The organism is Pseudoalteromonas sp. XI10 (assembly GCF_001469895.1).
Lineage (GTDB): Bacteria > Pseudomonadota > Gammaproteobacteria > Enterobacterales > Alteromonadaceae > Pseudoalteromonas.
This window is the reverse complement of record NZ_LOPY01000039.1, coordinates 181,418-206,632: the sequence shown is the minus strand read 5'-3', so window position 1 is coordinate 206,632 and position 25,215 is coordinate 181,418. Positions and strand designations below refer to the sequence as shown.

The 25,215-nt window shown below is 41.7% G+C and carries 21 protein-coding genes; 14 read left to right on the top strand and 7 right to left on the bottom strand.

All coding sequences use genetic code 11. The features are described from left to right. Positions 1 to 33: 33 nt before the first annotated feature. The 8 genes from serC (at position 34) to pyrF (ending at position 7,514) form a co-directional block, all read left to right on the top strand. Positions 34 to 1,122, top strand: coding sequence for a 3-phosphoserine/phosphohydroxythreonine transaminase (serC, locus tag AUR67_RS09445; protein WP_058585081.1), 1,089 nt, complete (start codon positions 34 to 36; stop codon positions 1,120 to 1,122). 2 nt (positions 1,123 to 1,124) lie between these two features. Further along, the gene (gene aroA, locus AUR67_RS09440) at positions 1,125 to 2,405 is read left to right on the top strand and encodes a 3-phosphoshikimate 1-carboxyvinyltransferase (RefSeq protein WP_058585080.1); all 1,281 of its coding nucleotides are present in this window, start codon (positions 1,125 to 1,127) and stop codon (positions 2,403 to 2,405) included. Between the two features lie 104 nt (positions 2,406 to 2,509). Beyond that, the gene (gene cmk / locus AUR67_RS09435) at positions 2,510 to 3,217 is read left to right on the top strand and encodes a (d)CMP kinase (RefSeq protein WP_058585079.1); all 708 of its coding nucleotides are present in this window, start codon (positions 2,510 to 2,512) and stop codon (positions 3,215 to 3,217) included. 98 nt (positions 3,218 to 3,315) lie between these two features. Then, entirely contained in the window at positions 3,316 to 4,983 is a 1,668-nt protein-coding gene (gene rpsA, locus AUR67_RS09430) for a 30S ribosomal protein S1 (protein WP_054551350.1), read from the top strand. A 65-nt stretch (positions 4,984 to 5,048) separates the two neighbouring features. Beyond that, complete coding sequence (gene ihfB / locus AUR67_RS09425) at positions 5,049 to 5,336, top strand: integration host factor subunit beta (RefSeq protein ID WP_036968575.1); 288 nt, start codon at positions 5,049 to 5,051, stop codon at positions 5,334 to 5,336. Positions 5,337 to 5,356: 20 nt separating this feature from the next. Then, positions 5,357 to 5,638 (top strand): lipopolysaccharide assembly protein LapA domain-containing protein, encoded by a 282-nt coding sequence (locus AUR67_RS09420; RefSeq protein ID WP_054551349.1) that lies wholly within the window; start codon positions 5,357 to 5,359, stop codon positions 5,636 to 5,638. A gap of 2 nt (positions 5,639 to 5,640) precedes the next feature. Next, entirely contained in the window at positions 5,641 to 6,777 is a 1,137-nt protein-coding gene (gene lapB, locus AUR67_RS09415; RefSeq protein WP_058585078.1) for a lipopolysaccharide assembly protein LapB, read from the top strand. Between the two features lie 32 nt (positions 6,778 to 6,809). Beyond that, positions 6,810 to 7,514, top strand: coding sequence for an orotidine-5'-phosphate decarboxylase (gene pyrF, locus AUR67_RS09410; RefSeq protein ID WP_058585077.1), 705 nt, complete (start codon positions 6,810 to 6,812; stop codon positions 7,512 to 7,514). A gap of 327 nt (positions 7,515 to 7,841) precedes the next feature. On the opposite strand, the gene AUR67_RS09405 is transcribed toward pyrF, so the two are convergent. The 5 genes from AUR67_RS09405 to AUR67_RS09380 form a co-directional block, all read right to left on the bottom strand. After that, positions 7,842 to 8,612: a hypothetical protein gene (locus AUR67_RS09405; protein ID WP_058585076.1), complete on the bottom strand. Its 771-nt coding sequence runs from the start codon at positions 8,610 to 8,612 to the stop codon at positions 7,842 to 7,844. Positions 8,613 to 8,739: 127 nt separating this feature from the next. Beyond that, positions 8,740 to 9,327, bottom strand: a complete 588-nt coding sequence (locus AUR67_RS09400; protein WP_201024584.1) for a hypothetical protein — start codon at positions 9,325 to 9,327, stop codon at positions 8,740 to 8,742. Positions 9,328 to 9,450: 123 nt separating this feature from the next. Continuing rightward, positions 9,451 to 9,885 carry a hypothetical protein gene (locus AUR67_RS09395; RefSeq protein ID WP_058585075.1) on the bottom strand — a complete coding sequence of 145 codons (435 nt, stop codon included), beginning with the start codon at positions 9,883 to 9,885 and terminating at the stop codon, positions 9,451 to 9,453. A 553-nt stretch (positions 9,886 to 10,438) separates the two neighbouring features. Further along, positions 10,439 to 11,269 (bottom strand): S1 RNA-binding domain-containing protein, encoded by an 831-nt coding sequence (locus tag AUR67_RS09385; protein WP_058585073.1) that lies wholly within the window; start codon positions 11,267 to 11,269, stop codon positions 10,439 to 10,441. 2 nt (positions 11,270 to 11,271) lie between these two features. Then, the gene (locus tag AUR67_RS09380) at positions 11,272 to 12,597 is read right to left on the bottom strand and encodes a DEAD/DEAH box helicase (RefSeq protein ID WP_058585131.1); all 1,326 of its coding nucleotides are present in this window, start codon (positions 12,595 to 12,597) and stop codon (positions 11,272 to 11,274) included. A 199-nt stretch (positions 12,598 to 12,796) separates the two neighbouring features. On the opposite strand from AUR67_RS09380, the gene AUR67_RS09375 reads away from it, so the two are divergent. The 6 genes from AUR67_RS09375 to AUR67_RS09350 all read left to right on the top strand — a co-directional run bounded on the left by AUR67_RS09375 (position 12,797) and on the right by AUR67_RS09350 (position 21,312). Next, complete coding sequence (locus AUR67_RS09375) at positions 12,797 to 13,804, top strand: rhodanese-related sulfurtransferase (RefSeq protein ID WP_058585072.1); 1,008 nt, start codon at positions 12,797 to 12,799, stop codon at positions 13,802 to 13,804. A gap of 161 nt (positions 13,805 to 13,965) precedes the next feature. Continuing rightward, the gene (locus tag AUR67_RS09370; RefSeq protein ID WP_058585071.1) at positions 13,966 to 14,394 is read left to right on the top strand and encodes a hypothetical protein; all 429 of its coding nucleotides are present in this window, start codon (positions 13,966 to 13,968) and stop codon (positions 14,392 to 14,394) included. A 131-nt stretch (positions 14,395 to 14,525) separates the two neighbouring features. Continuing rightward, a complete protein-coding gene (locus tag AUR67_RS09365; protein WP_082665609.1) occupies positions 14,526 to 15,542 on the top strand; it encodes an efflux RND transporter periplasmic adaptor subunit in 1,017 nt (338 codons plus the stop codon). Between the two features lie 2 nt (positions 15,543 to 15,544). Continuing rightward, the gene (locus AUR67_RS09360) at positions 15,545 to 18,622 is read left to right on the top strand and encodes an efflux RND transporter permease subunit (protein WP_082665608.1); all 3,078 of its coding nucleotides are present in this window, start codon (positions 15,545 to 15,547) and stop codon (positions 18,620 to 18,622) included. A gap of 84 nt (positions 18,623 to 18,706) precedes the next feature. After that, positions 18,707 to 20,605: a DUF294 nucleotidyltransferase-like domain-containing protein gene (locus AUR67_RS09355; protein WP_058585069.1), complete on the top strand. Its 1,899-nt coding sequence runs from the start codon at positions 18,707 to 18,709 to the stop codon at positions 20,603 to 20,605. Beyond that, the gene (locus tag AUR67_RS09350; RefSeq protein WP_058585068.1) at positions 20,605 to 21,312 is read left to right on the top strand and encodes a 3'-5' exonuclease; all 708 of its coding nucleotides are present in this window, start codon (positions 20,605 to 20,607) and stop codon (positions 21,310 to 21,312) included. The genes AUR67_RS09355 and AUR67_RS09350 overlap by 1 nt, the downstream gene beginning before the upstream one ends. A 102-nt stretch (positions 21,313 to 21,414) precedes the next feature. On the opposite strand, the gene AUR67_RS09345 is transcribed toward AUR67_RS09350, so the two are convergent. Both AUR67_RS09345 and asnB read right to left on the bottom strand, forming a co-directional pair. Then, positions 21,415 to 22,989, bottom strand: coding sequence for a BCCT family transporter (locus AUR67_RS09345; protein ID WP_054561539.1), 1,575 nt, complete (start codon positions 22,987 to 22,989; stop codon positions 21,415 to 21,417). 332 nt (positions 22,990 to 23,321) lie between these two features. Continuing rightward, positions 23,322 to 24,989, bottom strand: coding sequence for an asparagine synthase B (asnB, locus tag AUR67_RS09340; protein WP_058585067.1), 1,668 nt, complete (start codon positions 24,987 to 24,989; stop codon positions 23,322 to 23,324). Positions 24,990 to 25,215: the final 226 nt, after the last annotated feature.

The window sequence follows — 25,215 nt, the reverse complement described above, 5'->3', positions numbered from 1 at the left end:
TCCGCACTATAATTACTGGAATGAGGCAAAGTAATGACTAAGTATAATTTTTGTGCAGGACCGGCAATGCTACCGCCGGCAGTTATGCAAAAAGCACAAAAAGAATTTATAGATTGGCAAGGTTTAGGTGTCTCTGTGATGGAAATTAGCCATCGCAGCAGCGACTTTTTAGCGCTTACCACTAAATGTGAAGCAAGCCTGCGTCGTTTAATGAATATTAGCGATGAGTTTGAAGTTTTATTTATGCACGGCGGTGGCCGTGGTCAATTCAGTGCTGTGCCACTGAATCTTCACCTTGATGATAAGCCAGCCGTGTACTGTGAAAACGGTGTGTGGTCTAAAGGGGCTACTTCAGAAGCGGCAAAATTCACTGCAGTTGAAAGCATCAATGTACGTGATGATGAGCAGCAAAATGGCCAGTTCTCTATAAAACCAGCAAGCAGCTGGGAATTACCAGCTGATGCGTCATACATTCACTATTGTCCGAATGAAACCGTAGATGGCATTGAAATTTTTGATGTACCATCACACCCATCAGCACCGATTGTGGCTGATATGTCATCGACTATTTTATCGCGCGAGTTTGACGTAAATCAGTTTGATCTTATTTACGCTGGCGCACAAAAGAATATTGGCCCGTCTGGTTTATCGATTGTTATTGTTCGCAAAACCCTTCTTGAGCGTGAAGGTCTTGCAAAGCCAGGTATTCTTGATTACGCATTAGAAGCCAAACAAGGCAGCATGTATAACACACCACCGACATTTGCGTGGTACTTAGCTGCTGAAGTATTTGAATGGCTTGAAGCAAACGGCGGCGTTAAAGCGATGGAAGAACAAAACATCGCAAAAGCAGAACTTCTTTACAACTACATTGATAGCTCAGATTTTTACAGCAACAAAGTTGCTAAGCATTGCCGTTCGCGCATGAACGTTCCGTTTTGGTTAAACGACGAATCACTGAATGATAAATTCATTAGTGAATCAAAAGAAGCAGGCTTATTAGCCCTTGAAGGTCACCGTATTGTCGGTGGTATGCGCGCAAGCATTTATAATGCGATGCCACTGGAAGGTGTTCAAGCCTTGGTTAATTTTATGGAAAAATTCGCCAAGGAGAACAGCTAATTATGGAACAGCTTCGTCTTGAACCGATTACAAAGGTAAATGGTAGTGTGACACTGCCAGGCTCAAAAAGCTTATCAAACCGTATTTTGTTATTAGCTGCTCTTGCTGAGGGCACAACGGTTGTTGAAAACCTACTAGACAGTGATGACATTCGTCACATGCTAGGTGCATTAAATCTTTTAGGCGTAAATGTATCGCTTAATGAAGATAAAACAGTGGCTACCGTAGAAGGTGTTTCAGGTAAATTTAAAACTCCAAGCGAGCCTTTATTTTTAGGTAATGCCGGTACTGCTTATCGTCCACTGACAGCCGTTTTAGCTGCTGTAGAAGGCGAGTACCAGCTGGTGGGCGAGCCTCGTATGGAAGAGCGCCCAATCGGCCATTTGGTTGATGCACTGCAAGCACTCGGTGGTGATGTTGAATACCTTAAGCATAAAGATTATCCACCACTGGCCATTAAAGGCGGCAAAATCAACGGTGGCAAAGTTGAAATAGATGGCAGTATTTCTAGCCAGTTCTTAACAGCGTTACTAATGGCTGCACCATTATTTAATGGCGATACAGAAATCACCATTAAAGGCACACTGGTATCAAAGCCTTACATCGATATTACCCTAGATGTAATGAAGCGCTTTGGTGTTACAGTAAGCCATGACAACTACGAAACGTTTTACGTTAAAGGCTGTCAGCAGTATCAAGCACTTGAGCGTATTATGGTTGAAGGTGATGCATCAAGCGCCTCTTATTTTGTTGCGGCGGCTGCAATAGCAGGCGGCGAAATTGAAATTAACGGGGTAGGTGCGGCATCTGTTCAAGGTGATATTGGTTTTGCCAAAGTCATGGAGCAAGTAGGCGCCAAAATCGATTGGTATGATGAAAAGCTGGTGGTTCGTAAAGGCGAGCTAAACGCGGTTGATATTGATGCCAATGCAATCCCTGATGCGGCAATGACACTCGCCACTGTTGCGCTTTTTGCTAAAGGTAAAACAGCTATTCGTAATATCTATAACTGGCGTGTAAAAGAAACAGATCGCTTATATGCCATGGCGACTGAGCTTCGTAAAGTTGGTGCAGAAGTGGTTGAAGGTGAAGATTTCATCGAAATTACACCACCAGAAACATTTAACGATGTAGCGATTGATACCTATAACGATCACCGTATTGCCATGTGTTTTGCAATGGTTGCCGTTGGCGGAAAGCCGATAACCATTAACGATCCTAAGTGTACATACAAAACTTTTCCAACGTTTTTCAAAGTACTAGAGTCTGTCTCAAGTCAATAAAACAGAAGAAAATATAAAAAGTTACATTCTAAATGCGGATCTATTTCTAGAACTGGCGTATAATATCGCGGTTTTATTTTGGTGTGCATTGCAGGAGGTTATAAATGCAGGCGTTATCAATGCCCGTAATCACCATCGATGGCCCAAGTGGTTCAGGTAAAGGAACTGTTTGTCGCTTGTTAGCCGAGAAATTAGGTTGGGATGTATTAGACAGTGGAGCGATTTACCGTGTGCTGTCACTTGCAGCACTTCATCATCAAATTGAACTAGATAATGAAGATGCGCTAGTTCCGCTAGCTGCAAACTTAGATGTACAGTTTTTGGTCGATAGCCAAACGCATACTTCTAAAATTGTCTTGGAAGGCGAAGACGTCACAACCACAATTCGTAACGAAGAAGTGGGTGCTGCGGCATCAAAAATTGCTGCATTACCACGGGTGAGAGAAGCATTATTACGTCGTCAACGTGCGTTTCGTACTGAGAGCGGCTTAATTGCCGATGGTCGTGACATGGGCACAGTTGTGTTCCCAGATGCACCATTGAAGATTTATTTAACCGCATCAGCTGAAGAGCGCGCTCGTCGTCGCTTTGCTGAGTTGAACGAACGCGGTCTTGATGTTACACTAAGTGGTCTACTTGAGGACATAAAAGCTCGCGATCACCGTGATATGACGCGTGAAGTTGCGCCGCTTGTTCCTGCAGAAGACGCCATTGAGCTCGATACTAGCGAGCTTAATGCAATGCAAGTGTTTGATAAAGTTGTAACTTTACTCGACGAAGCAGTACTTGCAGGAAAGCTTCCAAAAGCTTAAAAGTAATTTATTAAGGTGCCGGCAGGAAGCTAGTGCTATTTTAACAACCCCATGCAGCATGGTTGCTAATTGGTTATTTAATTATTTAGAGACGTATAATGTCAGAAAATTTTGCGCAGTTATTTGAAGAAAGCCTTAAGGGTTTTGAAGCAGAGCAAGGCTCTATCGTTAAAGGTACTGTTATCTCAATCGAGAACAACATCGTACTTGTTGATGCTGGTCTTAAATCTGAAAGTGCAATCCCTGCTGAGCAATTCAAAAATGCTGCTGGTGAACTAGAAGTTGCTGTTGGCGACGAAGTAGATGTTGCTTTAGACGCAATCGAAGACGGTTTCGGTGAAACTATCCTTTCTCGTGAGAAAGCGAAGCGTCACGAAGCGTGGATCCGCTTAGAAAAAGCATGTGAAGAGCAAGAGACTGTTACTGGTGTTATCAACGGTAAAGTTAAAGGCGGTTTCACTGTTGAAGTTGATTCAATCCGTGCCTTCCTACCTGGTTCACTTGTTGATGTTCGTCCAGTACGTGACACAACTCACCTTGAAGGTAAAGAGCTTGAGTTCAAAGTAATCAAGCTTGACCAAAAACGTAACAACGTTGTTGTTTCTCGCCGTGCAGTTATCGAATCAGAGAACTCACAAGAGCGTGAAGAGCTTCTTGCTAACCTTGTTGAAGGTCAAGAAGTTAAAGGTATCGTTAAGAACCTTACTGACTACGGTGCGTTCGTTGACCTTGGTGGTGTTGACGGTCTACTACACATCACAGACATGGCGTGGAAGCGTGTTAAGCACCCTTCAGAAATCGTTAATGTTGGCGACGAAATCGCAGTTAAAGTTCTTAAATTCGACAAAGAAAAGACTCGTGTATCTCTAGGCCTTAAACAGCTTGGCGAAGATCCATGGGCAGCTATCGCTGGTCGTTACCCAGAAGGTTCTAAGCTTTCTGGTCGTGTAACTAACCTTACTGACTACGGTTGTTTCGTTGAAATCGAAGAAGGCGTAGAAGGTCTAGTACACGTTTCTGAAATGGATTGGACTAACAAGAACATCCACCCTTCAAAAGTTGTTTCACTAGGTGACACTGTTGAAGTTATGGTTCTTGAAATCGACGAAGAGCGTCGTCGTATTTCTCTTGGTCTTAAGCAATGTATTGCTAACCCATGGCAAGAATTTGCTCGTCTACAAAACAAAGGCGACCAAGTTACTGGTAAGATCAAATCAATCACTGACTTCGGTATCTTCATCGGTCTTGAAGGCGGTATTGACGGTCTTGTTCACCTTTCAGACATTTCTTGGAACACGCCAGGCGAAGAAGCTGTACGTGAATTCAAGAAAGGCGACGAAATCACTGCTATCGTATTACAAGTTGACCCAGAGCGTGAGCGTATCTCTCTAGGCGTTAAACAAATCGAAGCTGACCCATTCAATAACTACCTGGACGCAAACAAAAAAGGTGCTATTGTTAAAGGTAAAGTGACTGAAGTTGATGCGAAAGGCGCAACTGTTGAGCTAATCGAAGGCGTTGAAGGTTACATCCGTGTAGCTGATATCGCTCAAGAGCGTGTTGAAGATGCTACTACTGTAGTTTCTGCAGGCGACGAAATCGAAGCGAAATACGTTGGTGTTGATCGTAAGAACCGCACTTTAAGCTTATCTGTTAAAGCTCTTTTCGAAGCAGAAGAGAAAGAAGTACTAGAGAAGCTTAAGAAAGAAGAGCCAGCGTTCGAAAACGCTATGGCTGCAGCATTCAAAAATGCTCAAAAAGACTAATATCTAGTCTTTTAAAATTGGAAGGGCAGTTTTGCCCTTCCTTTACCACTCTTTAAGGAAACGCTATGACTAAGTCAGAATTGATAGAACAACTTGCCGAGCAACACGCACACATCCCTGTGAAAGATGTTGAAAATGCCGTTAAAGAAATTCTTGAACAAATGGCCGGCTCATTATCTAGCTCAGATCGCATCGAGATCCGTGGCTTTGGAAGTTTCTCATTGCATTATCGTTCTCCTCGCACAGGTCGTAATCCAAAGACTGGCGAAACAGTTGAGTTAGACGGTAAGCACGTACCACATTTTAAACCAGGTAAAGAATTACGTGACCGCGTAAATGCGAGTATTGCCTAGTTTTATACAGGAGTAGTTACTTGTTTAGGGTATTAAAAATTGTATTAATTGCGCTGTGTTTATTTATTGCGTTTGTACTTGGTTCACAGAATCCACAATTGGTGCAAATCAATTATTTAATCGCCAGTAATACTTTGCCCTTAGCTGTTGTAATAAGTATCTGCTTTATTTTAGGTGTCGCAATTGGTTGTTTTATAAGCTTTACACTGTTTTCTCAGTTAAAGTGGCAAAATTATCGCTTAAAGAAAAAATTAGCGCCTGAAAAAAACAATAAAAAGCTTGTTGCTAATAAAGACACCTAATCATGATTGAGCTTCTGTTTTTACTTTTACCCGTTGCAGCCGGTTACGGTTGGATAATGGGTAAAAACAGCGCTAAAAACCAAGCTCATCAGCTTAATCGCCAAATAACCTCTGAATATTCTAAAGGCCTTAAATTTCTCTTAGACAGAGAAGAAGACCAAGGCTTAGAACACCTTATTAATCTACTTGAAGTTGCCGCTGATTCAGTTGAACACTATTCAACGCTTGCAACTATGTTCCGCCGCCGTGGCGAACTTGACCGCGCCATTAAAATTCATGAGCTGCTATTAAAACACCCAAGCCTTGATGAGCAACAAGCTGCAACCAGCCGCTTAGAACTTGCTGAAGATTACATTATGGCAGGCTTGTTAGATGGTGCAGAAGAGCATTTAGTATGGCTTGTTAAGGCAGGCTATAAAGAAGCCTTAGAGCCAATTATTAATCTTTATTCACAAACCCGTGAATGGGAAAAGGGCATTAATATGTACGAGGCTCACAGTGAGTTGTTCACTAAACCTCAGCATGTAAAAGCCATTGCTAATTTTTATTGTGAAGCTGCCTTACAAGACAATGATACGCAAATTATGCGTAAAGCCATTAGCTTAAACCATAAAGCCATTCGCCCACTGTATGAGCTTGGCCACAGTGCTTTCACTAAAGAAGATTATGTAAAAGCAATTTACTATTGGCGCGAGCTGATTAGCCAATTCACGTTTTTTGCGCCGGTATTTATTGAAGAATTAGCACTGAGCTATCAAAAGCTTAACTTAACGCATCAGTTTTACGAATTACTCAATGAACTGCTCGATAAAGGTGGCGTATTAATAAAAATAAAACACTGCCAAGCTTTACTTGAGCAAGGTCACATCGAGCAAGCAATTAAATTTTTAACGGATAGTTTAAAGCGTCATCCGACTATTCGTGGCTTTAGCTTTTTATTACAGCTACTTGCCAAACAAAACAACGATATTAAAGATGTACTCGATCAAATTGATAAGCTAGTAACATCTTATATCGCAACCAAACCTGATTTTCAGTGCCAACACTGTGGCTTTACCAGTCATACCATTTATTGGGTATGTCCATCTTGTAAGCACTGGGAAACAATTGTTCCAAGCCGTGGCATAGACGGTTTTTAATTCATATTAGTCCATTAGTTTTTAGGAAAGTTATGTCTGTCGAAGATTCAAAAAAAGTATTAATTGCCCTTGATTATGATGATCAACAAACAGCTCTTGCGTTTGTAAAGCAATTATCGCCTGATACGTGTCGCCTTAAAGTGGGCAAAGAAATGTTCACGTATTTTGGTCCTAGCTTTGTTAAGGAACTAATCGACTTAGGTTTTGATGTATTCTTAGACCTAAAATTTCACGATATTCCAAACACAGTGGCTAAAGCTGTAACTGCAGCTGCAAAAATGGGTGTATGGATGGTTAACGTACATGCCTCTGGTGGCGTTGAAATGATGACTAAAGCAAAGCAAGCTTTAGAACAGTTTGGTGATGATGCTCCATTACTGATTGCAGTAACTGTACTTACTAGTATGGATGCCGCAGAACTTAGTCGTTTAGGTGTAGATAAAACGCCAGAAGAGCAAGTAATTTACCTAGCAAACCTTGCCAAAGAGTCAGGCCTTGACGGGGTAGTGTGCTCAGCACAAGAAGCGAAAAAGCTAAAAGCAGAACTAGGCGCAGACTTTAAACTAGTTACCCCTGGCATTCGCCCAGCAGGCAGTGATGCAGGCGACCAAAAACGCATCATGACACCAAAACAAGCCGTTGAAGATGGCAGCGACTATTTAGTTGTAGGCCGCCCAATCACTCAATCGGCAGACCCAGTTGCGACATTAAAAGAAATTAACGACTCACTAAAATAACCCTCGTTATTTTCAAATAGTCTCTAAAGAGCATTGTAAGCGTGATTTATATCACGCTATATACAATGCACTTTTTGTTTGTTGGCAATTTGAAAAATACTCTAGTTTATCTACAAGCGAGAACCAGATGCTCGAACAAACACGTTTTTGGACATAAATTAGTTAGAGCCGAAGGACGGCATTGTATAAAAGAAAGGCGTTGGTAACGCCCAATTAACGTGTGAAGCATGCGATCACAATATTTGATTAGACCACCGTAAACACAAAACCAGACCCAAACCGAAAATGCCAAGCGTGCTGAATCACTCTTAAATTGTTTGTTAGGCTTTACTTGTTTAACCTTTCAAACTCTCGAAGATCAGCCTCTTCACAAGCATCTGATAACAACTGTTTCAACTCATCGTTGATTGGATACACTCTAGTGCTTGATTTATTGTACCCATACGCCCCAATATACACATCTTCAGTGTCAACCTCTGGAACTGGTTCAAAGTAAGCATAACCGTTTATTTTAAAATTAACTAATAGCCCTAGGATTTTGAGAACTGAATGAGCGTCCATATGTTCATTTAAGGCAACTACCGTAATTTCGGGAAGCTCAGCATCATCAGTTGTGCCAAAAATCGACTCTAACTTTATGCCGCCCGCTCTCAATGCTTTTCTAATTTCAGAGTAATCGGGCATGAGTTTATTAAGTGCAACAGCCCAACGTCCCCAACTGATAGACTCACTCTGAGCAGACATTTTCAGCAAATTTTCTAGTCTTTTGATTTCATCCTTTAACGCGTTTGAATCTTGATACTCATCTTTTTTAATCGTAACAATCTGATTTGATTTTTTATCGAGGTACTGAGAATAGAAAGCATCTTCTTGCAGTTCTGGCCTAAATCTAGTCTGTAGCAAGAAGATCGCACCAAGAAACATAGGTACGTTGAAAACAGCTGCGATAACTAAAACGGAGCTTTCCCATGCCTCAAATCCTAGAGCGATTGCTGAACTTAAAAAACTACCATTCACCACGATTAAGCCGACTAACCACGCTGCTAATAACTGAATAGGTTTGGTCACTTTTTGTGGATCAACTTTTTGATTATTCATTATTATCCTTAGGTGGCCGCTGAAGCATAACGCCTTACTAATGGGCGCATAAATGCTTGGCTAAAATTAGCGACGAAGGAGCGCAGCCAAGCGTTTTGCGTCCTTTTGAGTAAATTGTTAGAGCTACTCAGCACGTGAGTAACCTATTTAGCTTTTTAACAACAGGCTCTCTAGCTTTTTTAGTTTTAAACACTGTTGGAATATGCAGAAGAAAGCCACGCCATTTATAGTCTGAAACTTTTCGCTCATTTCCACTAATGAAGCTATGTAAATCAGTTGCCGACTCCCTATTGAATGCCCATAACTGATGCCCTTTATGTTCAATAGAGTAGTATGCTTCATTAGGCCAATCGAGTGCATGGACTTGATTAGTACCACAACAATTACACCTAACCGATCCTAAATCGAACCCGTGGCTTCTTGTTAAGTATTTTGAATGAGCCCAATTATTTGGAGAATAACCTTCAGGCAAATCTGTAATAGACGTTACTGAACCATGAAGTCCCTCAAAAAAGAAAGCCCCATGCCATTTATGACCACAGTTATCGATTAGAAGTTGGTACTCAAACAATTTGTTCTGTTGAAAGAAAGGAATGTCTTTTTTTAGAGCAATTTTTACTACTTCAGCAAATTCGAAAACTGCAAGCCCGTTGCACTTTTTACAGCGAACATCAACTTTATGTGGCATTGGATTCCACTCATACGTTCCAGTCACAGATGCTTCCTTGTAGCTCTAACGCCTTAATAAACGGCGGAAAATAGCAGGCTAAAATAAGCGAAGAATGAGCGCAAGCCTGCTGTTTTGCGTCCCATTCATTATTGCTTTGTTATATTTTCATTACCACTGAGGTTTCATTTTATGCAACTTTACTAAATACGGTATTTGTAGCAATGGTTCTAAACGGATAGTTAAATCTGGCAGGTAAATAAATATACTTACTAGAGTTATAAGCAAGCCGATGTAACCCATAACTAAACAAGACATTAACCCCCAATCTTTTTGAAATAAAAGCCCATACGCGCATAAACCATTAACTAAAATTATAAATGATATGAGCATAGGCATAGCTGCATAAGCGCTACCAGTGTAACTTAACCCAAACATTTCATATGTTGCTTCAAAGTCGAAAATAGCAGAAGCCACATATAAAATTGGAGCAACAACGCCAAGTACCAAGAAAAGCCACCCAAATATTTTAATCCATAGAGGAATGAGCTCTTTTCTTGATTTAGATTCAGTAACACTTACCTCAATGCTTAATTCAGTTTCCAACGGACTACCTCTGAAAATATAACATGTTTATAGCGAGCTAATCGCGCGTTTTTCTACCACAGTGTAGCTCGTTTTTCTTATTAGATTATTTTTAACAAACTTGTTAACTAATTGCCAGTGTTATTAAAATTTAGGAGTTCTCGCTGTTACCTCAGGATAAAAACGAGCGATTGGGTCGTTTTCTTGACTATGCGAGTAATATACTTTGACGAAATAGAAAAGCAATTTTGAATGGCCGAAGTTCACTCTTTTAAGTAATTCGCCTTAACACGTTTTGGGGCAGAAATGAGTTAATGGGGGAAAGGCTGCTTATGGAACAAAACTGACTTTCACTTCTAAATGAAAATACTCAAAATAGCGTTTGAGATGTATGGCATCAAAATGCTTAAGCTAACAAAACCAATAAGAAAAAAGAGTAAAGCGTTCACTTTACTCTTTCAGATAATTCAATATCTTGTTAACTCGCAACTCGCAACTCGCAACTCGCAACTCGCAACTCGCAACTCGCAACTCGCAACTCGCAACTCGCAACTCGCAACTCGCAACTCGCAACTTACTTCAATCTAATCGACGTTGCTTCAATCTCGATTAAACCTTGCTTAAACAAACCGCCAATGGCTTTTTTGTAGTTTGCTTTACTGGTTGAGAAAGTCTTTTTAATTGCTTCTGGGTCTGACTTATCACCTAGGTGAAGTACGCCGCCTTCTGCTTTTAATTTAGCTAATATTTTTTCGCCTAAGTCGTTTACTTTACCCATGCCTGGCTTTTCAAGTAGTACATCGATTTTGCCGTCTTCACGTACTTTTTGAATAAAGCCTTTTAAACGCTGGCCAACAAATAGCTTTTTAAATACCGTGTTGTAGTAAACAACGCCAATGTGGGCTTCGTTCACGAGTACCTTGTAGCCAAGGTCTGTTTTACCGGCAACGATTAAGTCAACTTCTTCCATCGTTGCGTAAGTTGGTTCATCTTTCGATAAAAACTTATTAAAGTTGCTCGATGCACAAATACGCTGGCTGGCGTTATCGAGGTATAAGCGTACAAGATACGAAAAGCCGTCTTTCATTTTTGGCTTTTGTTCGTTGTATGGCGCTAGTACGTCTTTTTCGAGACCCCAATCCATAAACGCACCGGTGCTATTAATTGCTTTAACACGTAGTAGGGCAAATTCGCCCACTTCAGCCAATGGCTTTTTTGTGGTACCGGTTGGGTGACCTGCGTGATCTAAGTAAATAAATACTTGCACGCTGTCGCCAGCCTCTAGTTCGTAACCAATTTCTTTGCTTGGTAAGAATACTTCGCCTAAATCACGGCCATCTAAATAAGCACCTTCGTTAGACATTTCATTAACGAAAAGGGTTTGTGTGGTTCCTAAAATACTCATTATTATTCCTGTTCTGGCTTTTTCTTACGGCGCATTGGAGCAAAACCATCTACATCAATTGGTGCTTGAATAGGGGCTTTTGGCTTTTTAGGGGCTGCTTTGCGTTTTGGTTTTGCAGGTTTTGCAGCCACTTTTTTCTCTGCTTTTTTCCAAACTGTGTTTGGTTTTTTCTCACGCAGACCTTTAAATTTACCAACAAGGCCGTCAACGGTGAAAAAGCTTAATTCATCATTTAAAAATGCTTTAATTGCTTTGTAGCTAGGCCAATCTTTCGGGCCCACTAACGAAATAGCTGTACCTTTAAAGCCCGCGCGACCAGTACGACCAATACGGTGCACATACTCTTCAGCATGTTTTGGTAGGTCAAAGTTAATAACGTGAGTCACGCTTAATAAATCAAGACCACGTGATGCAACATCGGTGGTAATTAATATTTTAAAGTTTTCACGGCTGAAGGCGTCCATAATTTCAAGGCGCTTAGCCTGTGTTAAGTCACCCGCAAGCGCTTGCGCTTTAAAGCCTTTATCATTTAAAAGCTGACTTAAACGCTGAGTGTCGGCACGTGTTGCGGTGAAAATAATGCATTGGCCAACATTGTCTTGTTTTACAAAGTGCTCAAGTAGGGCTTCTTTGTGATCTAGATGATCAGCTAAATAAAGCTGCTGAGTAATGTCACTATGTTGCTCGTTTGAAGCACTTAACAGAATTTGTTTTGGTGAACGTAAAAGGTTACGTGATACAGCATCAACTTGTGCATGGTCAAGGGTTGCTGAGAACAATAACGTTTGGCGTAAACGGTGATCAGCAAGCTCGTTAATCATTTTAACTTGATCAGTAAAGCCTAAATCTAAGATACGGTCAGCTTCATCAAAAATTAACAGCTCTAAGCCTGAAAGTTGTAATGAGCGTTGACTCAAATGGTCAGCTAAACGCCCTGGTGTACCAACTACAAAATGAGGGTCTTTACGAAGAGCCTTTATTTGGTCATTAAAGTTTTCACCACCCAGTACTTTTACAGCACTAATGTTTGTACCGGCAATTAATAGCCTTAATTGGCTGTACACTTGGGTTGCTAATTCGCGGGTAGGCGCAACGATTAAAACGCGAGGGTCGCGTTTACTGAGTGCTTTTTGTTTCATTACACGCTGTACAGCAGGTAATAAAAACGCCAGCGTTTTGCCCGATCCTGTTTTTGACTGTGCAAAAATATCATGGCCTGCGATAGCTGTTGGTACCGCGTGAGCTTGAATGTCAGTGGGCTGGGTGATGCCTTGATGCGCAAGTTGTTTTTCGAGGCGTGTATCAATCCCAAGTTCAGTAAAATGCAATGCGTAATCTCCGATGAGCAAAATTTGTAAATCCTGTTCATTATAACGCACTTGCCTCACTTGGAGACAGTAAAAACACAGCTATTTCACATCAGTTTTTGCAATTATGGCTAATTCGCGTAAAATACGCGCCCTCAATGCGCCGGATTTGCGATTCGGTTAACGCCCCACATGGGCATTTAAAGCAAAAGGTAAAACCATGACTGCTGTTCATAAAGACAATGTAACTAGCGAGCACTTTGTTGTTTGCGCACTTTACAAATTTGTAGCCCTTCCTGATTTTGAAGCAATTCGCCAACCACTACTTAAAGTAATGGAAGACAATGAAGTACGCGGTACTTTGTTACTTGCGGCTGAAGGTATCAACGGTACTGTTTCTGCTAAACGTGAAGGTATCGATAACCTACTTGCATGGTTAGATGCACAACCGAACCTAGACAACATTGTGACTAAAGAGTCATACGATGACGAATGCCCGTTCTACCGTACTAAGGTAAAACTGAAAAAAGAAATCGTAACTATGGGTGTTGAAGGTATCGACCCACGTGAAGTAGTGGGTACATACGTTAAGCCAGCTGAGTGGAATGCATTAATTTCTGATCCTGAAGTGATTCTTATTGATACGCGTAACGATTACGAAATCGAGATCGGTACTTTCCAAAATGCGGTTGATCCAAACACTAAAACATTCCGTGAATTCCCTGCATGGGCGAAAGAAAACCTAGACCCAGAAAAGCACAAGAAAGTTGCTATGTTCTGTACCGGTGGTATTCGCTGTGAAAAATCAACTGCGTACATGAAAGAGCAAGGCTTTGACGAAGTATTCCACCTTGAAGGCGGTATTCTTAAGTACTTAGAAGAAGTACCAAAAGAAGAAACCATGTGGGAAGGTGAGTGTTTTGTATTTGATAACCGTGTAGCAGTAAATCACGATTTACAAAAAGGCTCTTACGACCAATGTCACGCGTGTCGTATGCCTATCACTGAAGAAGAAAAGCAAAAGCCAGAATACATGGAAGGTGTATCGTGTCATCACTGTCACGACAGCCTAACAGAAGAGCAACGCGCACGTTTTGCTGAGCGTCAAAAGCAAATCGAATTAGCACAGGCGCGTGGTGAAGGTCACATCGGTAACGAAGCGCAAGAAGTTCTTCGTAAGCGTAAAGAAGCTAAAAAAGCGCAAAAAGAAGCGCAGCGTCAACAGTAATTTTTAGCTTTATGAATTGATAGTAACCCCAGCATAGTCTGGGGTTTTTTATGCCTGTTCGTTTTAGCTACATACAGTTTTTTACACATCTTAAACAGTCTCTAACTGATGTTAGGAATACTATCTAACTTGAGCTTTTATACTGATGGGATGAGAATAGAATGAATAAATTACTGCTAGGTTTACTATTTTTAGGTGGCTGCACGACACAAGGGGTCGATAGAGCCGACCAAAATGTGATGATTAAACGCTTTTATGCAAAAGTCACATCAGTTCAGCCAGTTAAGTTATCATCCAACGTTAAAACGGGTATCGCAGCAGGCTCTACAATTGGTTTTGTTGATCAGCTAGATGGCAACCACGAAGAGATGATTGCAGGCGCAGTTGCAGGGGCACTTGTTGGCGGCCTAGTAACAGCTATATCTGAAGGAAGTAATGATGCCTTTGAGTATTCATTAAGATCAGAGCAAGAAGGTAGCTTTACACTAATTCAAAAGGAACAAATAACTGATCAATCTGATTGTGTAGAGGTAACCATTGCAAGCGAAGCACACATAAAAGAAGTCGATTCATCACATTGTCGTTTCTAATTAGAAAACACAGGCGAGGTATGGGTTTATTTCACCTTGGCTAATTGTTTATTAAACGAAGTCAGCTTTTTATTGATCACAAAGCTGTTACACTTCGTAACAATTAAAACGATTCTTATTTAGGTGAAATTTTGACAATTGGCAAATTACATACATGGACTTTAATTGCCTGTATTAGTTGTGTTTCCGTCGCTGAGGCGGCTAATGTAGTTGTAGAATCAGTGTCTGTTGAAAAGTCTAAACAACAGATAAAAGCAGTGGGTAACGCTGAAGCAATCCACTCAGTCACTCTTTACCCAGCCGTTGGGGACAGAGTCACCGCTGTTTACTTTAAACCAGGCGATAACGTTGCCAAAGGTGACTTACTATTAGAACTTGATTCACGCAGACAAAAAGCAGCGTTGATCGAAGCTGAAATTACTTTAAAAGATGCTGAGCGTACCATGAAAAGGCTTGAAGAAAGCCACGCCCGTGGTGCGGTGCCGCAAAGTGATTTAGATGATGCAAAAACGCTTTATGAGCTTGCAAAAGTACAGTTAATGCAAGCTAAAACAGAGCGTGAAGACCGCGAAGTTCGTGCTCCTTTTAGTGGTGTTATGGGTTTAACTGACGTTGAGGTAGGCGATAGGATCACAACCCAAACAGCCATTGCCACTATCGATGATATTTCTGAGCTTTATATCAATTTTAATGCCCCAGAGGCGGCTATCTCAGTGCTTAAGCAAAAATCCTCGGTCGAAGTGGTGCCTTGGTTAGGCGATAAAACTTACACGGCTAAGGTGGCAGAGCTTGATTCGCGTATCAATGCGCAAACCCGCACTCTTAGAACAAAAGCCAAACTTGATAATAATGCCCAGCAATTTATGCCGGGTATGAGCTTTCGTGTGCACATAAATATTCTAGGTGAAGAGCTTGCCGTAGTACCTGAAGCTGCCATGATGTGGGGGGCAGCAGGCCCTTATGTATGGAAAAGCGTTGATAAAAAAGCAACTCGCGTAGATGTTAAAATTGAGCAGCGTTTAGCAGGGCGTTTATTAGTCTCTGGTGGCTTAAACGAAGGCGACTTATTGGTTACAGAAGGAGTTCAGCGCCTAAGACCTAATCAAGAGCTTAATTTCATCAATGAAGTGCAGCTAGCCAAGGAGTAATGATGAAACAGCAACCTATGATGGAAGACTTACCATCAATGGCGATACGTCGCCCTGTTTTAATTGTGGTACTTAACTTACTCATTATTATCGCCGGTATTGCTGCAATAGCAGGGGTTGAAGTACGTGAGCTTCCTGATGTTGATAGACCTCGTATTACTGTATCAGCGTCTTTTCCTGGTGGTTCACCGGAGACCGTAGATACCGAAGTAACTAGTAAGCTCGAAGGGGCGGTTGCGAGGGTAAGTGGTGTAAAGTCGATTCGTGCGCAAAGTGAAGAAAACAATGCTCGTATCGTGGTTGAGTTTCGCCCAGGTGTTAATTTAGATGATGCAGCAAATGAAACGCGTGAATCGGTAGCCCGTGTGCAGCGTGAACTACCCGAAGAAGTAGAGCGGGTATCAATTATTAAAGCCGATAACGATGCCGAAGCGGTTGTATCGTTAACGGTATCAAGTGATAGCTTATCCCTTGAGGCGTTGACAGAGCGTGTTGATGTTGACTTAGCCCCGCAGTTTTTAACCATTCCTGGTGTTGCCGATGTTCGTTTAAATGGCGACCGCGAACGGGTTCTTAGAGTGCGCATAGACCCACTTAAGCTAAGCAGCTTTAACCTTACCGTACCAGATATTGCCAATGTACTTCGCCAAGCTCCCTTTGATGTGCCTGCGGGTAGTTTAAAATCAAGCGATCAACAGGTGATCGTGCGTGCTGATGCAACGTCAATATCAGCAGAACAAGTGGCCGATATCATCGTTCGTGACGATACCCGTATTGGCGATGTAGCGGCTGTTTACTTTGGCCCAGCCGATCCGCGCTCGTTCGTAAGGCTCAATGGCACACCTGTGATTGGCATGGAAATTATTCGTCAGGCGCAATCTAATACCATTGAAATTTCTGATGAAGTGCTAACTTTAATCGAACGTATGCGAGTGCGCTTTCCTGAAATGGAATTTACTCTAACTTCTGACGATGCGCAGTTTATCAGAAGCTCAGTTGATGAAGTTATTAACTCACTGTTACTAACCGTGCTGTTAGTGGTGATCACACTTTGGGTATTTATTGGTTCATGGCGGGCAACACTGGTTCCTGCATTTGCCATACCTGTTGCATTAATTGGCTCTTTAGCACTTATTTGGGCGCTTGGTTTCTCGATTAATATTCTTACCTTGCTTGCACTAGTATTAGCTACTGGCCTAATTGTAGATGATGCCATTGTGGTAAGTGAGAACATCCAACGTCAGCGGGGCTTGGGTCTTGGTCGCCGTGCAGCGGCAGTGGTTGGTACTCGTGAAGTATTCTTTGCTGTTGTTGCAACAACCGCCGTATTAGCTGCGGTGTTTGTGCCTATCGCTTTTTTACCATCAACAGCAGGGCGACTATTTAGAGAGTTTGGTGGTGTATTAGCTGGCGCTGTGATCATTTCAAGTTTTGTAGCGCTGTCTTTGGTCCCTGCGCTGACATCAAAACTGAAATTAAAGCAGGGCGGTTTTCATCCATTTGCAAAAATTGGCCATGTGTTAGCTGCTGTTTATAAGCGCACAATACATGGTGTACTTGAACATGCATGGCTTACCTTCTTTGCATGTTTGTTGGTTGCTGCAGGCTCTGGTGCACTGTATTTCAATTTAGATAACGAGTTATTACCAACAGAAGATCGCGGTAAAATTCGTATTTTTGCTCGCGGTCCTGATGGTGTTGGCCTGAACTTTATGGACAGGCAAGCGGTGCAAATGGAAGATATCTTACTGCCGTATGTTGAAAGTGGTGATATTGAGTCTATTTACACTGTGGTTGGGCAGTGGGATCCAAATATTGTATTTATTACTGTGCCGCTAAAACATTGGGACGAACGTCATTTTAGTCAGCAAGAAATTATCAATAAAATACGTGAACCTTTAGGTAATATTCCTGGTGCGGCTGGTTACCCAGGTGGTTCAAATAGTTTGAACTTGCGTGGTCAAGGCGGTGGTATTGAGCTTGCCTTATTGGGCCAAGACTACCTCGAGATATTTAAAGCCGCGCAAGATTTTTCTGCTGAAATTGAAAAAGCAGTGCCAGAAGTGGCACCTGTGCGTATTTCATATCAGCCGTCACAGCCACAATTACGGGTTAATATTGATAGACGTCGTGCTGAAGAGCTAGGTGTATCGCTCAGTGATATCTCTGTAACACTTCGTGCTGCAATCAATGGTGATGATATTGCCGATTTAAACATTGGTGACCAATCAATCCCGATTATGTTGCAAGCACAAAACCAAACCATCACAAACCCGAGCGATTTAGCTAACTTGTATGTAGGTGGTCGTAATGGCCAGTTAGTACCACTGAGTAGTGTGGCAACAATTACTGAAGAAGGTGTTGCAGCTGAGCTTGAGCGCCACGCGCAGCGCCGTGCTATTGAACTGAGTATGGAAATGCCAGAGGGCGTGACAATTGCTGAGCTGGTTACAAAAATCCGTGATATATCAGAGCAATCTCTGCCTGCTGGCATCAGCTTAGCGTTTAAAGGTGAGGCATTAACCTTTGAAGAAACCGCCAATGAAGTATTAGTGACCTATGTTCTGGCCTTTTTAATTGTTCTTCTGGTATTGGCAGCGCAATTTGAAAGTGTGAATAGTGCAATCGTTGTTATGATTACTGTACCGTTTGGTATTACATCTGCGATTTTAGCGCTGTATTTAACAGGTACATCATTAAACATTTACTCGCAAATTGGTTTAGTGATGCTGATTGGTCTAATTGCCAAAAATGCCATATTGCTGGTGGAGTTTGCTGACCAGTTACGTGACCAAGGACGCTCGGTTAGAGTTGCGGTAGAAGAGGCTGCACTAGTGCGCCTTCGCCCAATAGCAATGACACTGGTTTCAACTTTATTGGGTGCATTACCACTTATTTTATCTACCGGTGCAGGGGCAGAGGCTCGTAACGCCATTGGTTGGGTAGTATTTGGCGGTTTAGCACTGGCGGTGTTATTTACCCTCTATTTAACGCCTGTTATTTATCTTGGTTTAGCCCGCTTTACTAAACCGAGGGGAGATGAGTCGAAACTTCTGGCTGAAGAGTTAGAAAAGGCTTAATCCTACTTAATTGGCTATTTTTTCTTTGAAAAAATAGCCAATTACCCTCACAATTAAATCAAATGGTTTAATCTAGGTACGCGTATGCAAGCCGAACACGTCGATATTGCCCAATTTCTTTCTGATCATGCTCCTTTTGATGATCTTCCTGAAGAGGCGGTAAATAAACTCGCTGCACAAATCGAAATCGCTTATTTTCGCGCAGGCACAGAAATATTAAATTATGGCGAAGATATCGCTGATTTATATGTCATACGCAGTGGTGCCGTTGAAATGTATCGCCGTGACGGTGATTTATACAACCGTTTAACTGTCGGTGGGATCTTTGGTTCAATGGGCCTTCTTATGAACCGTAAAGTGCGTTTCCCGGCAAAGGCGCTTGAAGATACCTTAGTTTATTGCATCAATGTTGAGTTGTTTAATCAATACTGCGACGAATACGAAACATTTGCTGATTTTTTTGAAGCCGATGGTAATGTGCGCCTTCACCAAGCAATTGTTGAACAGGCAGACAGCAACGATTTAACAACCGCCAAGGTTAAGTCGCTTCTTCATCGTGATGTTGTCACTGTGGCAAAAGATGCCTCTGTGCAAATGGTTGCGCAATTGATGACGCAAGAGTCGGTATCGTCTGTACTAGTGACTGATGCCGATAAACCAATCAGTGATGATCCTGATGACGATGACGGTCAAGTAGTTGGCATAATTACAGACCGTGACTTACGAACCAGTGTTATTGCTGAAGGGTTAAGTTACGAAGCGCCAGCCGCGCAAATAATGCAAAAAGATTTAGTACTTCTTGATAGCAATGCGTATGTGTTTGAAGCCGTGCTTGCAATGCTCAGAGATAATATTCACCACCTGCCTGTAGTCGTTAAGAAAAAACCGATTGGCGTTATTTCGTTATCAGATATTTTACGCTACGAGTCGCAAAGTAGCTTATTGTTAGTACGCGGCATATTAGCTCAGCAATCGGTTGAAGATTTAGCTCACTATGCAAGGCAGTTGCCTAATGTGTTTGTACGCATGGTTAACGAAGACGCTAACTCACACATGATTGGTACCGCAATGGCTGTAATAGGGCGTACCTTCAAACAGCGTTTACTTGATTTAGCTGAAGAAAAGTTTGGCCCACCGCCGGTTCCTTATTGCTTCATTGCTCTAGGTTCAATGGCGCGTGATGAGCAATTAATTGTGACCGACCAAGATAATGCCATTATCCTTGATAATAGTTTTAACGAGGAATTGCATGACGAGTATTTTCAGAATTTGGCAGATTTTGTTTGTGATGGATTAGCTGAGTGTGGCTACAAATATTGTGAAGGCGAAATTATGGCGTCATTTAAAAAGTGGCGTTTAACACGCGAGCAGTGGAAAGAACAATTTGCAGGTTGGATGGCCGAACCGAAACCACAGGCTTTATTACACAGCTCGATCTTTTTTGATTTAGACGGTGTTTACGGTAAAAACAAATGGGCCGATGAGCTCAAACGCTTTATCGCAACAGAAGGGCGCAAGAATAAGCGTTTCTTAGCTAACCTCGCCGCTAACGCACGTAACAGAACGCCGCCTTTAGGTTTCTTTAAAGACTTTGTGTTAGAGCATAATGGCCAACACAAGCGATCTATGAACTTAAAACGCCGCGGTACTGCGCCTTTATCTGACGTAATACGCGTGCATGCATTAGCGATAGGCAGTCGTAAACAAAATTCATTCGAGCGTTTAGAAGATATTATCGAAGCTAAACTACTTCCTGAAGGTAAAGCACAAGATTTACGAGACGCCCTTGAATACATTGCCATGATCAGAATAAGACACCAAGCGTGGCAAATAGAAAAGCTTGATGAAGCGCCAGATAACGACTTAGAGCCTCATTTACTTTCTCCTTTTGAGCAGCGAAACCTTAAAGAAGCGTTTGCCATTTTAGATAAAGCGCAGAGCTTCCTTAAATTCAGGTATTCTGCCAACACAGGGATGAAATAATGGCAAAACAAGGCGCAAAACTTGATTGGCCGACTCGGTATCAACAGTTATTAGCTCAGAGCAAACAGCCACTGATTAAAGCGTTTTATGAATCAGCTATTTGTGATTTAAGTACGCCAATTAGCGATGTTCCCTTAGTAGCACTTGATTTTGAGACAACCGGTCTAAATTATCAAAATGACGATATAGTCAGTGTTGGTTTAATTCCATTCAATACTAAGCGTATTTTTTGTAAAGATAGCCAACATTGGATTGTTCAACCAAGGCGTAAGCTTGCTGAAGAGTCGATCGTTATTCATGGTATAACTCACTCAGAAGTGAGCGATGCACCTGATTTTTCCACAATAATGGAGCCTTTGTTAGCAGCATTAAAAGGCAAAATTATTGTGGTTCATTTTGCGCCTATTGAACGTCACTTTTTATATCAAGCGTTGCAAGCACGCTTAGGCGAAGGCCTTGAATTTGCCGTTATAGACACGCTAGACCTGGAAACTCGTGCACTTAAAGCAAAGCAGGGCTTACTAGGGCGACTATTTAATTCTAAGCTGGACTCTGTGCGCTTAGCTGACTCTCGCATTCGTTATTCGTTACCAGCGTATCAAAACCACAATGCACTTAACGATGCCACAGCCACCGCAGAGCTGCTACAAGCGCAAATAGCTTACCACTACCGCCCAGATACGCCGCTATGCGAATTACTTATATAGCACTCATAGCAACGATTTTTGCTGGGTAATTTAAATTAAATAAGCAAAGCTTATAAATAAAAAACGCCGCTAATGCGGCGTTTTTATTATTTAACGGCAGGTTTAGTGCCTTGGTTCTGTTCGTAAGCCAAGGATTAAACTTACACACATTAATAGCAATACAAAGGTAAACGGTAAGCCCGTAGATACGGCGCCGGCTTGTAAGGCCTCGATTGCTTGTGTGCCACCAATCCAAACAAGTGCTGCTGCAATAGCACCCTCGATTGTAGCCCAGAAGATGCGTTGTGGTACTGGTGCATCAACTTTACCACCGGCAGTGATAGAGTCGATTACTAATGACCCTGAGTCAGATGACGTAATAAAGAACACGAGTACTAACACAATTGCAATGAATGAAAGCACTTGCGACATTGGCAGGGCTTCAAACATTTGGAACATTGCAAGTGGTACATCAGTTAAGCCTTTTTCACCTAGTACGCCCACTTTATCAATAACTTGTTCAATCGCGATACCACCATAAATTGACATCCAGAAGATAGTCACAACAGTAGGAACTAGTAATACAGCAATTAAGAACTCACGAATTGTACGGCCTTCAGATACGCGAGCAATGAACATACCTACAAACGGTGACCATGAAATCCACCAAGCCCAGTAGAATACAGTCCAGCCATGCATCCATGTTTCATCTTCACGACCATGTGGGTTACTTAGTGGAATAATGTTTTCAACATAACCCATTACTGTATTAGGAAGGTTACCAAATGCTGCAGAAAAACCAACAAGTGCAACAAATACAAGTAACACAAAAGCAATAAGCATGTTTACGTTACTAAGTAGTTTTACACCGCCGTCGATACCGCGAACAACAGAAATAACAGCAAGTAACGTTACACCTACAATAACGCCAATTTGTAAGCCAATTCCGCTATCAGTACCAAATACATGGTTAATACCTGCAGCAGCTTGTTGCGCGCCTAAACCAAGAGACGTTGCAAGGCCGAATAGAGTGGCAAGTACAGCTAGAATATCAATAAGGTGGCCAGGCCAGCCCCATGCTTTGTCACCTAAAATAGGGTAAAAAATTGAACGAATTGATAATGGCAAACCTTTGTTATAGCAAAAGAATGCGAGTGAAAGCGAAACAACGGCGTAAATTGCCCAAGGGTGTAAACCCCAATGGAACATAGTTGCACCCATTGCCATTTTGGCAGCTTCTGGCGTGTTTGCTTCAACACCGAGAGGTGTTTCGTACCAGCCTGTAAAATAGGCAACAGGTTCTGCTACGCCCCAGAACATTAAGCCTATACCCATACCTGCAGCAAATAACATTGCTAACCAAGAAATACGAGAGTGAGTTGGACGCGCTTCTTTACCACCAAGGCGGATATTACCGTATGGTGAAACAATCAACGCTAAGCAAAACAATACGAATAAGTTTGCTGACCACATAAAAAAGCCATCAAAGTTATTAATAATGTCGTTTTTAATACCATTCAGGGTTGTTTTTGCTGTTTCAGCATCTGAAATAAGTGTTGCCACTAAGAATAGGGCAATTAAACCAGCACTAATGCCAAATACAGGGTTATGCACATCAAAACCCCATTTTTGTACATTGTCCTGACCGACGGTGTAGTCGGTATTGTCGATACTGTACTTATCATGATGTTCGCTCATGAATACCTCTTGTTGTAGTTATATCTAGCAGAAAGCTAAACGGCCGGATGGCACAAGTTCAACTAATACTCTTTTTACGTGTAAAACTTAAAATTAGTTTGTAGACGAACTAAATTTGTACCAAAGTATAGTCTTTAGTGTAGGAGTTCGAAAAAAAATGTAAATGGTTTTGTCCCTAAACAGCCGAATAAATGCAGTTTTTTACGTTTTTTGTTGGAATTGTGAACAAATTGGGTCGGGAATGGAATAATTTGATGACAGTATTATTTCAAAGCAAATTATTTCAATTGAGAGGAAAGTGCTGCAAACACAGGGCTTGCAGCACAAAGTTACTACTTTTTGTAAGCGTCGTTATGAACGCCAGCAGCACGACCTGAAGGGTCAGCATTGTTTTGGAATGATGCATCCCAAGCTAGTGCTTCAGGAGTAGAACAAGCAACTGATTTGCCATGCGGAACACATTTCGCAGCGGCATCACCAGGGAAGTGCTCTTCGAAAATACTACGATAGAAATACGCTTCTTTAGAATCAGGCGTATTGATCGGGTATTTGTATTTTGCATTAGCAAGGTCTTGATCGCTTACTTGTTCGTTCACATACTCTTTTAAAGTATCAATCCAGTTATAGCCTACGCCATCAGAGAACTGCTCTTTTTGACGCCAAAGTACGTCGTCTGGCAGGTAGCCGTCGAACGCTTCACGAATAATGTGTTTTTCGATTTTACCGTCTTTACACATTTTCGCTTCAGGGTTAATACGCATTGCTACGTCAACAAATTCTTTATCTAGGAATGGCACTCGCGCTTCAACGCCCCATGCTGCCATTGATTTATTCGCACGCAAGCAATCAAACATATGTAGTTTAGACACTTTACGGTTAAGCTCTTCATGGAACTCTTGCGCATTTGGTGCTTTGTGGAAATAAAGGTAACCACCAAATAGTTCATCAGCACCTTCGCCTGATAACACCATTTTAATACCCATGGCTTTAATTTGGCGCGCCATTAAATACATCGGCGTTGAGGCACGAATAGTTGTTACATCGTAGGTTTCGATGTGATAAATCACTTCACGTAGGGCATCAATACCTTCTTGGATAGTAAAATGAATAGGGTGGTGAACCGTACCAATCATATCAGCTACTTTTTGTGCAGCTGCTAAATCGGGTGAACCTTCAAGACCCACAGAGAATGAATGCAGTTTTGGCCACCAAGCATCAGACTCGTCATTATCTTCGATACGTTTTGCAGCAAAACGCTGTGTGATAGCAGAGATAACAGATGAATCTAAACCGCCAGATAGAAGTACGCCATATGGAACGTCACACATTAATTGACGTTTAACAGCTGCTTCTAGGCCTTCTTTAACATCGCTCGCTTTAGCTTCGTTGTCTTTTACTGCATCATAGCTTTGCCAATCACGGCTGTAGTACTTACGAAGTTGACCATCTTTGCTCCACAAGAAATGACCCGGAGGGAACTCTTCAATATGTTTACAAATTGGCGATAATGCTTTTAATTCTGAGGCAACATAAAAGTTACCATGCTCATCATGACCCGTATAAAGCGGAATAATCCCGATATGGTCACGACCAATTAAGTAGGCATCTTGCTCTTCGTCGTATAAACAAAACGCAAAAATACCATTTAAATCGTCTAAAAACTCAGGGCCTTTTTGTTTATATAAAGCCAAAATAACTTCACAGTCTGACTGAGTTTGAAAAGTAAAATCAGTTTCTAAGCTAGCAGCGAGCTCTTTGTGGTTATAAATTTCACCGTTAACAGCAAGAATATTTGTACGCTCAGGGTTGTACAAAGGCTGTGCACCACTTGATACGCCAACAATAGCTAGACGCTCGTGCACTAAAATAGCTTTATCTGATGAATACACGCCAGACCAATCTGGTCCGCGGTGCCTTAATAGTTTTGACATCTCAATTGCTTGGCTACGCAATTGAGCGGGATCAGATTTAATATCTAATACCCCAAAAATTGAACACATAGTGACTCCTCATTCCAAATATGTGCGCAGTTAACAGAATTTATATAACTGCGAATGTTTGTTTTAACAGAAATAATTACCTAAGTCACACAGGTTTTTTAATTAATTGAGAATAAAATATGCACCCGCACTTACCTCTTTGCACCAGTATGGGGTAAGTGGTTAAAGGGTGAGCAGTTTAAATGCTTGATTTGTGCAAATTGGATGATAATGAGTGTGGAATAGA